Annotated in this window: 10 protein-coding genes; 3 read left to right on the forward strand and 7 right to left on the reverse strand. The window is 61.1% G+C overall.

Annotation, left to right across the window (positions count from 1 at the left end; all coding sequences use genetic code 11):
• Positions 1-136: 136 nt before the first annotated feature.
• On the reverse strand, positions 137-895 hold the full coding sequence (locus ACSFC5_RS21095) for a UbiA family prenyltransferase (protein ID WP_440767183.1): 759 nt from the start codon (positions 893-895) through the stop codon (positions 137-139).
• A gap of 427 nt (positions 896-1,322) precedes the next feature.
• On the opposite strand from ACSFC5_RS21095, the gene ACSFC5_RS21100 reads away from it, so the two are divergent.
• Positions 1,323-2,711 (forward strand): acetate--CoA ligase family protein, encoded by a 1,389-nt coding sequence (locus tag ACSFC5_RS21100; RefSeq protein ID WP_440767184.1) that lies wholly within the window; start codon positions 1,323-1,325, stop codon positions 2,709-2,711.
• A complete protein-coding gene (locus ACSFC5_RS21105; RefSeq protein WP_440767185.1) occupies positions 2,704-3,399 on the forward strand; it encodes an acetate--CoA ligase family protein in 696 nt (231 codons plus the stop codon). The genes ACSFC5_RS21100 and ACSFC5_RS21105 overlap by 8 nt, the downstream gene beginning before the upstream one ends.
• Before the next feature lie 99 nt (positions 3,400-3,498).
• Here ACSFC5_RS21105 and ACSFC5_RS21110 read toward each other — a convergent pair whose 3' ends face one another.
• The 3 genes from ACSFC5_RS21110 to ACSFC5_RS21120 form a co-directional block, all read right to left on the reverse strand.
• Positions 3,499-4,377, reverse strand: a complete 879-nt coding sequence (locus ACSFC5_RS21110) for a fumarylacetoacetate hydrolase family protein (protein ID WP_440767186.1) — start codon at positions 4,375-4,377, stop codon at positions 3,499-3,501.
• Between the two features lie 242 nt (positions 4,378-4,619).
• Entirely contained in the window at positions 4,620-4,802 is a 183-nt protein-coding gene (locus tag ACSFC5_RS21115) for a hypothetical protein (RefSeq protein ID WP_090309853.1), read from the reverse strand.
• A gap of 186 nt (positions 4,803-4,988) precedes the next feature.
• The gene (locus tag ACSFC5_RS21120; RefSeq protein ID WP_440767187.1) at positions 4,989-6,074 is read right to left on the reverse strand and encodes a cupin domain-containing protein; all 1,086 of its coding nucleotides are present in this window, start codon (positions 6,072-6,074) and stop codon (positions 4,989-4,991) included.
• Positions 6,075-6,322: 248 nt separating this feature from the next.
• Between ACSFC5_RS21120 and ACSFC5_RS21125 the strand changes: the two genes are divergently transcribed.
• Positions 6,323-6,646 (forward strand): hypothetical protein, encoded by a 324-nt coding sequence (locus ACSFC5_RS21125; RefSeq protein ID WP_440767188.1) that lies wholly within the window; start codon positions 6,323-6,325, stop codon positions 6,644-6,646.
• Between the two features lie 230 nt (positions 6,647-6,876).
• Here ACSFC5_RS21125 and ACSFC5_RS21130 read toward each other — a convergent pair whose 3' ends face one another.
• The 3 genes from ACSFC5_RS21130 to ACSFC5_RS21140 form a co-directional block, all read right to left on the reverse strand.
• A complete protein-coding gene (locus ACSFC5_RS21130) occupies positions 6,877-8,112 on the reverse strand; it encodes an FAD-dependent monooxygenase (protein ID WP_440767189.1) in 1,236 nt (411 codons plus the stop codon).
• 1,006 nt (positions 8,113-9,118) lie between these two features.
• Positions 9,119-9,436 (reverse strand): universal stress protein, encoded by a 318-nt coding sequence (locus ACSFC5_RS21135; protein WP_440767190.1) that lies wholly within the window; start codon positions 9,434-9,436, stop codon positions 9,119-9,121.
• A gap of 487 nt (positions 9,437-9,923) precedes the next feature.
• Positions 9,924-10,319: an acyl-CoA thioesterase gene (locus ACSFC5_RS21140; RefSeq protein WP_440767191.1), complete on the reverse strand. Its 396-nt coding sequence runs from the start codon at positions 10,317-10,319 to the stop codon at positions 9,924-9,926.
• Positions 10,320-10,516 lie beyond the last annotated feature (197 nt).

The following is a 10,516-nucleotide window of genomic DNA, read 5'->3' on the forward strand; positions in this document are numbered from 1 at the left end:
TTGTGACTGGATCGAACACGAGAGAGAGTATGCACCCTGTTCACAGAGCTCCTGTTCTTCGTGAGAGAACCGTTTGCTGCTCAGGAAACAGGACGGTATCCCGTCGCGAATCGGCCGATCGGACCGATTGGAACCCTCAGCCGGAGATGCGAATCGCGATGAACAGTATCGTGGCGAAGACGTAGGTCACACCGATGAACATCGCGACGAGGCGATTCGGATCGGGCGGCCTGACGAGACAGCCGAGCGTGACGACCCCTGGGACGACCCCGGCGAGTGCAGCGACGGTCGGCAGCAGTCCGAACACACTCGAGACGAGTAGAACGACCAGACAAGCACCAATCAGTCCCCAGGCGATTCGCTGGGCTCGAGTCGGGTCGAAAACGACCGGAAGCGTTCGCTTTGCCAGCCGTCGATCGTGATCGTAGTCGAGCCGGTCGAGCATGATGTTGATTGCAGCCAGCAGAAAAAATAGCGTAAGACAGACGGCGAGGACCGTGCCGCTGATTGTCCCGGTCTGGGTCGCGTAGCCGCCGACTGTCGCGAGGCAGATTCCGAGTGGGTAATCGACGGTGACGGTGAGCGGATGGGTGTCCAGTTGCGGCGCATGGAAGTAGCCAAGCATGAGCAACGGTGCCGTGGCGACGGCTGCGACCGGCCCACCGAACTGCCAGAGGAATCCGAAACAGAGGCCGAACAGGATCGTCGCTACGGCGATCGCGAGACGGATCTCCCGTGGCTCGAGGTGGTTTCCCTCGTCTTCGCCGCGGACATAGTAGTCGACGTAGCCGTCTTTCAAGTGGGCGACGTAGACGGCCAGACAGACAGCGAACGCGTGGATCGCTCCACTCGAGAGCGAGATATCAGTCGCAAGCGCCGCGCCGAACACTGACATCGCGGCTCCCGGAACCAGAAATATCGGTTGGACGTGGACCCACAACCCGTGACCCCTACGTTCGAGTCGCGTTCGCGACGGTATGGATGGATCGGACACGAGTTGCCCTACCACATCGCAGTACATCAATAGTGGTCGTTCGAGAGTGATTCGTACCGTCCGGTGTCGCCTCAAGAAGATCGAAACGATCAGCGACGATTCCCCCGCCTGCTGGTCGAACAACACGTCGACAGAGCCCTCTAGATCGCCGATAGGGTATACCTGCTCGAGAACGATCGGATCGTTACGTCCGAGACCGGTGACGAACTCCTCAAGAGTGACCACGTAACGGACGCCTTCCGTCGCGGATAGCGAGTCCGGTCGTCGTTCTCGGTGTTCGGTTCCCGCCAGTGGAAAACGCTTTCACCCAGTTTACCCAATAGCCGGTATGTCGGTAACTGACTTGTTCGATCCCAGGGGTATCGCGGTTGTCGGAGCCTCCGAAACGGCCGGAAAGATCGGCTACGAAGCCATGCAAAACGCGGTCGAATTCGACGGCCCGGTGTACCCGGTTAACCCGTCGGCGTCCGGCAGCGTCTTCGGCCGGGAGTTCGTCTCCTCGGTGACCGAGATCGACGGCGAGGTCGACCTGGCGCTGTGTTGCGTGCCGGCACCGGTCGTCCCGGACGTCATCGAAGACTGCGGCGAAGCGGGCATCGGCGGCGCGGTCATCTTCGCCGGCGGCTTCGGCGAAGCGGGGCCGGAGGGCCAGGAACTCGAGGGGCGACTCATCGAAGCTGCGACCGAGGGGGACGTTGCCCTGCTCGGGCCGAACACGAGCGGCTTCCTGGTTCCGGAGGAGAACCTCTTCGCGACGTTCGCGACCGACGTCGACAGCATTCCCGCCGGGAACGTCGCTGTCATCGCCCAGAGCGGCGGGCTCGCCTACGCCATCGCGTTCCAGGCGGAAAACGAGGGGGTCGGCGTCTCCGCGATGGTCGGCCTCGGCAACCGCGCGAACGTCGGCTTCGAGGAGGCGATCGAGTACTTCGACGGCGACGCGAAGACCGACTCGATCGTCCTCCACGTCGAGGGGACCGACGAGGGGCGCAGTCTCCTCGAGACCTGCCGGCGCGTCGAGACGCCGGTCGTCGCCTACAACGTCGGCGAGCAGGATGTCGGCGATTTCGCGGAGTCACACACCGGGGCACTCACGGGCGAGTACGAACTGTACGAAGCAGGATTCGCCCAGTACGGCGTGCCCACGGTCCGTTCGTCGACGGAACTGCTCGATGCGGGGACGGCGCTGGCCAACTCGCCGCGTCCAGACGGACCGAACGTCGGCGTCGTCACCGCCCAGGCCGGGCCGGGAATCGCGATCACCGACCGCCTCAAGGCCGCCGGCGCGACGCTCCCGTCGCTGACCGAGGAGACCCAAGCAATCGTCGAAGAGATCCTCCCCGGAATCACGTTCTCGGCGAACCCAGTTGATACGGGACGCCCGATGCCGGAGTTCGGCGACGTCGTCGCCGCCGTCGCTCGCGACGACAACATCGACATCGTGCTGGTCTACGAACTGTACGAGGGCGGACTCGGCTATCCGATCGAGGCCCTCGAGGGGCTCGCCGAGGAAGTCGACAAACCGATCGTCTTCGCCAGCGGCGGCCCAGAGGACGTCATCCGCGACGAACTCGCCGAACTCGAGGCGCTCGGAATCCCGACCTTCACGGCGCCTGAACGCGGGGCGGACGCGGTCAGCGCGCTCGTCCAGTACGCCAAGCGCAACGCGGGGCCCGACGCGGCCCTTGCGGGCGAGGAGGTGACCGTCGATGACTGACGCTCTCGAGGCCGCCCGCGACGAGCAGCGCTCCGCGCTGACAGAAGCCGAAGCGAAGGAGTTACTCGCCAGTCGCGGGCTCTCCGTTCCGGACGGCGAGACGGTCGCGTCGTCCGAAGAGGCGGTCGAGGCCGCCGAGCGAATCGGCTACCCGGTCGTCGCAAAGGTCTCCGCACCGTCGGTCCAGCACAAGAGCGAGTGGGGGAGCGGCGTCGGCGTGAACGTGAACCTCACGACCCCCGACGAGGTTCGGACGGCCGCGGTGGACATCTTCGAGGCGGCCGACCGCGAGGGGATCGACGCCGCGGTGTTCGTCGAAGAAGCTGCCGACCTCGAGGCCGGGCTCGAGGTGATCGTCGGCGGCACGCGAGATCCGTCGTTCGGCCCGACCGTTCTCGTCGGCCTTGGCGGGATTACCGTCGAGGTCCTCCAGGACACGAGCCACCGGATCGCGCCGATCTCGACCGCCGAGGCCGTCGCGATGACCCGCGAACTCGAGGCCTCGCCGCTGTTCGACGGCTATCGCGGCTCTCCGGCGGTCGATCGGGAGGCCATCGCCGAGGCGATCGTCACCGTCGGCGAGATCCTGTCCAACAACGAGGAAATCCGTGAGATCGAGATCAACCCGCTACTGGCGGAGTCGGATCGAGCGGTCGCGCTCGACGCGCTCGTCTCGTTCGAGGACTGAGTCACTGAGCGTCGGCTTTCGGTGTCGTCCCGTTCGCGGAGTTCCGGTGTCGTTGTGGTCGCAGAAAATCACGGTAGATACGGTGTCGCTGGGTGGTTCTCAGTCGTCTTTCTGGCTCTTCCGAACGTCGACGTCCTCGAAGGCGAGGTCGCGTTCCGTGACATCGACGGTCATCGCGCCGACGTCCTCGATCTCGGCGTCGATGGTGTCGCCACCCTCGATCGCGCTGACGCCTTCCGGCGTCCCGGTGGTGATGACGTCCCCGGCTTCGATCGTCGCGCCGATCGAGGCGTACTCAACGATGTCGGCGCAGCTGTAGATCATGCCGCCGGTGTTCTCTCGTTGCTGAGTCTCGCCGTTGAGTTGGAGCTCCATTTCGAGGTCGTGGGGATCGTCGAACTCGTCGGGGGTCGTGACGCAGGGGCCGATGATGGTGAACGTGTCGTAGGACTTGCGGTTCGAGCGATCCTGGTCGCCGCGAACGGAGACGTCGAGCAGGATCGTGTAGCCGAGAATAGCGTCCCAGACGTCGTCGGCGTCGATGTCCTTGACGTCCTCGCCCATGACGAAGCCGAGTTCGATCTCGTGGTCGACCCGTCGGTCGTTGAAGGGGAGTTCGATGCCGTCCTCAGGGCCGGCGACGCTCGAGGGAGCTTTGAGGAAGTACCCCTTGTCCTCGATGGTGAACCACTCCTCGGTCACGATGTCCTTGTCGGCCAGGGCCTCTTCGACGTGGTTCTCGTAGTTCAGCGGCGCCGCGATGACCTTGCCGGGGCGGCGGACAGGAGACTCGATGGTGACCTCCTCGCGGTCGTAGTCAGCGTCCTCGCTTTCGTACTCGCTGGCGTCTAAGTCCTTGCGGGCGTATTCTTTGAGCGGGTCGTTCGTCTCGAGACCGAGGTCGTCGGTCACGTCGATGATGCCGTCGTCGTTGGCCAGGAGTCCGAGCCGATCGTCGTTGAATCTAACGAGTCGCATGGTAGACCCACTGCGATCCGACCACATAAAACATCCTCTCTCGATCTCGCACGCTCGAACAATAGTGAGGGATTGCGATCGGAACGGCCTCGCATCGCCTCCACAGTTTGGTAGGCTGTCCTCGGACCGATAACGGAAAGCGATCAGTCGGTCCGATCGTCATACGGTTTGCTGTAACGTTTTACCGGAGCAACCGCAGGACGGATCGCGGTCGCTCCGGTAACGACTTACAGCAGACCGTATCAGTCGTTGGCGGCGATCTGATCGTCGAAGACGGTGTCCGAGTCGAAGACGTTGCGACAGTCCTCACACACCATCTGCTGGTCCATCGCGTACTCCCAGAGTTTGCCGCCGCAGTCCAGACAGTCGAAGTGTGCCCGAACGAACGGACTGTGCTCCGCGTACGGATTCTCGAACTCTGCCATACGCGTACGGTACGTCCGCCGACCAATAAAGGATTCCCCATACCGGTGATCTCGGGGGTCGGTGGCTCGAGCACGAGACGGGAAACGAAAACCACTATCGGGAGCGCGACTGGGACGCGCAGTCACCGCTCGAGCCCGAGTCCATCGAAAAACGGACCGCGGCCGTGCGACCGCCGCCGTCAGTCGCTACTCGTTTGGCGCGGATTCGGCGTAGAAGTTGAACGCCTCGAACACGGGTCGGTCGGTCATGCCCAAGAGGATCGCTTCCTCGCCGTCCGGCTGGTGGCTGTGGAGTTCGTTCGGCGGGACCACGAAAATGTCCCACTGTCCCCACTCGAGGGTCTCGTCGCCGACGTGGGTGGCACCCTCGCCCTCGATGACGAAGTAGACCTCCGTGGCATTGTGGAAGTGCGTCTCGGTGGCTTCCTGCAGGAGCTGCGCTCGGAACGACATCGTCGGGAACAGCGGCGCCTGGCCGTTCGCCGGGTTGACGTACGCCATACTATAGCCGTCGTACGGGTCCGGCGTGGTGTTGTCAGCGCGCTGGCGCAGCGTCTCGAGGGTCTCGTCCCAGCCGAAGCGGTAGGGCGGGGTCGGATCGCGGATCCCCTCGAACGGCCCCGGAATCCCGTCACCTTTCGGTTCGTTGGCGGGACGGGCCTGTCCGAATTGGGAATCCCAGTAGCCCTGGGTCTTCGTGACCGGCTGGCGCTCGAGTTCGTGGTTCTCGAAGACGTTCGAGGAGTTCAGCGAGTCCAAGATCAGCGGCAGGTCCAGCACGTCGAGCCACATCGCGGTCTCGTCGGAGTCGTTGACATGATCGTGCCACTCCCACTGTGGCGTCGTGATGAGGTCGTTGTTCTCCATCGGGAACTCCTCGCCCGCGACGACGGTCTTCATCTCCTCGTGGCCGTCGATGGTAAAGCGCAGGGCGTTGGCCCCGTGGCGGTGGGAGGGCGCCGTCTCACCCGGCGAAACGGTCTGGACGCCGAGATAGATCGTGTTCGAGATGGCGTTGTCCATTCCCGTGTTGATCGGAACCGCGACTCGCCGCTGGAACCCCGGCGGTAGTTCCTCGATCGGCATGTCCTCCTCGACGTTGTCGATCGCCCGCTTGATGTCTTCCCACTTCCAGATGTCCGGCTCGAGATCGTCGTAGGTGTTTCCGAAGTCGTCTTCGACCTCCCACAGCGGCCGGAGGTTGTTCTCCTCGAGGATACTCCGGGTCTCCGAAGTCAGTTCGATACCCTCTTCGGGCTCCTGTTGTGCCATAGGTGTTACAACTGCAAGAATCAGCATAAGTGTGTTGGAGCACGAAGTCGAGCGGTTCCCTGTCGCACGCAGACCCCTACTGTGGGCCTACAGGGGCAGATCGGCTCGTGTGGTCTCGTTGCCGTCGGTGATCGAGTCGACGTCGCGTCCTTCGTTCAACCGAAAGCAGCCGACAATTGGAATCTTTTGATAGGGGAGGACTGACCAAAAGGGAATGGATTTAGGTGTTCGCGCTACAGACTGTGAGTATGGTACTAGAACGAGACCTCGAAGCGGTCGCAGCGAAGCGAAACGACCTGCCATCTGCCGCCGACGTCTACGACGAGGGCGAGGAAATCCCCATCGAGGATGTGTTCGACGACGCGTTCGTGCAGGCGCGGACAGAGTTCGAAACCTTCGACGAACTGGTCGCGGCCAGTCCTAGCGAGGTCGGCTCGATCGACGAACTCGAGACGGTCTCCCACGGCGAGTGGGACGAGTTCGTCGCCGAATCGACCGACTTCGACGACGAGGAGGCGTTCGTGTTCGCCGCTCGTGATCACTGGGTTGCCAAGCGACTGCAATTGGTCTGAGCCGTACTCGCTTTTTGTGCGTCTCCGCGCGGCGCAGTCCGAATAGACGCGTCGTTCGGTCGGCGCTTTCGAGAACCGAGACACGACTAGATCTGCTGCTCGAGGCGCTCGTATTCGCCGCTCGATCGAGCGACGTGTAAGCGACTGCTGTTCGGATCAATGTCTCGAGCGACGCGAAGACCGCGAACGCTCCTCGAAAGCACGACGAAAAAGCCGAACCGAGCGGATGCTCAGTAGTTACCGGTCGAGACGATCGGCGGCGCTTCGTGGGGGCCGTACGGCGCGTCGTCGAGCCACTCTCCGGCGACCTCAAAGTAGTCAGACAGCTCGGCCGCGACTTCCTTCCGGAGTACCGTCTCTGGATCGTCACCCTGGAGATATTCCAGGGCCTGTCCGGCCGCACTGAGGTTGTACTCGGCGGCTTTCTCGCGGCGCGCGGCGAACAGTTCAATCTCGTTGTGTGCGACGCCCTCCGTCTCGGCGTCGAGGGCCACGGAAATGGCCGAAGCGGCCTCGTCGGCGTCGGGGACGCCGGAGTTCATCCCGCGGGCGCCAAACGGCGCGAGCAGGTGGGCTGCCTCGCCGGCGAGCAGCACTCGGCGGTGCTCGTCGACGAACGTGTCGGCCATCACCTGGAGGAAGTGATAGGTCGAGACCCACTTCAGCTTGTCCTCGTACTCTTCGCCCATGATGTCCCGAACGAATTCCCGCATCTGCTCTTCGCTACTGAGTACCTCGGGATCGTCATCCCCGATACACTGGATGTCGAGGCGCCAGCCACCGGTGAACGGAACGAGCAAGACGTTTCGGCCGTCGGCCTCGGGCGCGTCGTAGTGGAACATCCGCTCGAGATCGGGGTGGCCGTCGTCGATCGCTTCGTCCTCGACGTCGGCGATGATGAAGGCGTTCTCGGACTGATCACCCTCGAAATTCGCGCCGATTTCCTTTCGGACGTTCGAGCCGCCGCCGTCGGCGCCGATCAGGTACTCCGTTTCCCACTCGCGACCGTCACCGGTCTCGACGGTGACGCCGTCAGGCGAGGAATCGACCGAAACGACCTCGGACTCCCAGTGGATCTCGATACCGGCGTCCTCGAGTGCCTCGTGCATGTACTGTTCGGTGACGACCTGTGGAACGCTAGTGAAGTGGGGAATGTCACCCGAGCCACCCGGCGAATCGTAGGTTCGGTTGAATACCTCCTTTCCTTTGTAGAGGGTCCGGCGAGTCGGCCAGACGAGACCCTCATCGACGAGGTCTGTTCCAAGTCCGGGGCAGATCCGTTCGAACGTTCGAAGCGTCGCGCCATGGACGTAGATCGCACGACTCCCGTCCCGATCCCGATCTTCGGGTTCGGCCTCGAGAATCGCCGTCTCGATTCCGCGCGCGTTCAATGCGAGTGCTGCCGTCATGCCGACTGGCCCGGCGCCTGCAACTAGGGCTGGTTTGTCGTTCGTATCGCCGCTCATTGTCGGGAGTGATGGACCACGGTATCATAGTAGTTGTGGTCGTCCACTGTTCATGGGGCATTAGGTTACAAAAATCGATAGAAGAGAATTTTGTATTACATTCAACGGTAGTGATGATCGCTCGAAGTATTCAAACATGCTCGAGACGAGAACACAGCAGATGTGGATGCCGACGGCACCGTAACGGCCCGAAATCCACGATACCCGCGTGGGGGTGAGAATTCTCGCGGGCTAACGGTCGAGTTCGCGTCAGCCGTTCGCCATCGACTTTCGTCGGCAACACCTGCGTTTCCTCACAGCGAACTAACTGGCGATGTCCGCAGAACACGACGGGGACGAGAGAGGGATAGTATCCAGTTGACGGTGCGCTACCTCCACAGGTTGAATGATTCCGTTCACCACACGCGTTTGGTACCGTGATATCGAGCCAATAGTTGGCAAGGCACTCAATACGTCACACGAATAGATCCGCACACGGTACGTCTACCGGCGATATCTCGGTGGGGCGCGAGCGGCAAACAGGTAAGGGAGCAGTACTATCGACAGTGACGGTTTTTGTCCGGCTGCACTGCTGTATACTCCGTAGTTCCTGTCCAGGTGAGGTTACAGTTACCGATATAGGAGACCTGTAGGTTACAAAGGCCGTTATAATACCAATTTAGTAAATGTTTGTAACATTATCGGCCATATTAGTTGCAAACCCATCGATATGAGAGAGGAACATCCCACGTTCGTCGAATTTTTACAATAGTACAACCGTCAATACAGATGGACCACGCTGAGACGAACCGAATCGTTGCGACAGGAACGGTATCAACCGTAAGCGAACGCAACAAACGGGCTAGAGAAGTTTCCGTCGGCGATCGGCACCCTCGAGAGCAACTGCTCGGCGTAGTGTAGTCCCACGAAAAAACGGACGGCCCGTCATATCGTCTGCTGTGACGATGTACAGGTACAGTCCCAGAACGGTCACGTTGGCGCCGGAAATGACGTACCGTAATCCGTCTCAGTTGTCGGTCGTGTCGAGCAGCACCGTACGGTCCGATCTCAGGATAACATCCTGTGCAACGCTGCCGAACAGCGCTTTTCCGGTCGGCGAGCGCTTTCGCCCGGCGAGGCTGATCACGTCGGCGTCGATCGACTCGGCCTCGTCCAGAATATTTCGAACAGCGTCACCGCTTGATTGGCGGATTTCGACGTCGAAGCCCGCCTCCTCAAAGCAGTCGACAGCCACGGAAACCGACTTGAGATTCCTCGCGTCGGCCTCCTCGCCGTCCGCTCGAAAGACGTGATAGAGAACGAGATCCGTCTCATCCGTCTGCAATGGTAAACTGGTAATCGAGTCGACTTGTTCTTTCGCTCGTGTAACGTCCGTGTCGATGCTGACTAATATTGTTGTCATGGATATCGCGGTTTGTGTCGTATCCTGTCGTTCTGCACGACCGATTCGTCTTTCGATCCGAATTTGTGTAGGGATAGTATTAATTCCCAGGATTTACTGTCTCGCAACTGGCCCGTTCTCGAGGAGCGAACGGTGGCGGTCCTCACAGTGCTCCTAGAGAACACAGAGTACCAGCAGGAAGGCGATGGGGCCGCTACGAATAGAGCCCTTTGTGAATCATCGATTCGTACAATCACGGAACACCGATTTCCGGGTGACCAGGCACTCGGCCTGCTCCGCCTGTAGATCGAATCGTACGATGCGAGCGCGGGCTGTGAAATCAGTGTGATATGTATTGTTGTACGCCGTTCTCGACGCAACCACAGGTCGGTCGCAGTTGCTCCGTAGAGTGGTACTAACGACAGTTGTATCAAATACTCTCCAGTGATTTGCGCAGGTCGTCGGGCACTTCGATGCCGCTGTCCCCGTCGAGCGGAACGCAGACGCGGTATTCGGTCCCCTCGAAGACGACGTCGCTCTCGTGTGTTGCTCGATAGTTGAACTCGATGCTCGAGTCGCCGACGGTCGCGTCCAGTTCGATTTCGACCTCGTCGCCGCCGTTGACCTGACTCGTGAAGTCGAAGTCCATCGATACGAGGGGCAACCCCAGGCCGTATCGATCGTTGAGTTCCCAGTAGGGCCATCCGATCTCGTCCATACACATATCCGACGTCTCGTGGATCGCGTCGATCATCCGCGGATAGTGGGCGATACCAAACGGATCAGTGTCCGAAAATCGAACGGTCCAGGTGCGCGTGAAGCTCATGCGTTGGTGTTCCAAAACGAGTTCGCAGGTGTGATAAAGTTACTGCCGAACGGTGGGACACTGGATGTAATACCCTCCAAATGATATCGATGTGCCGTCACAGTAGGTTTCGAGTTAGATTACAACAGGGGATAGTATGCCAGTCAGCATTCAAGTAACCCTCACAGATGGCTGCTCGTACCGTCGGCCGGTAACCC

It is taken from the genome of Natronorubrum marinum (assembly GCF_052040125.1).
In the GTDB taxonomy this organism is placed as follows: domain Archaea; phylum Halobacteriota; class Halobacteria; order Halobacteriales; family Natrialbaceae; genus Natronorubrum.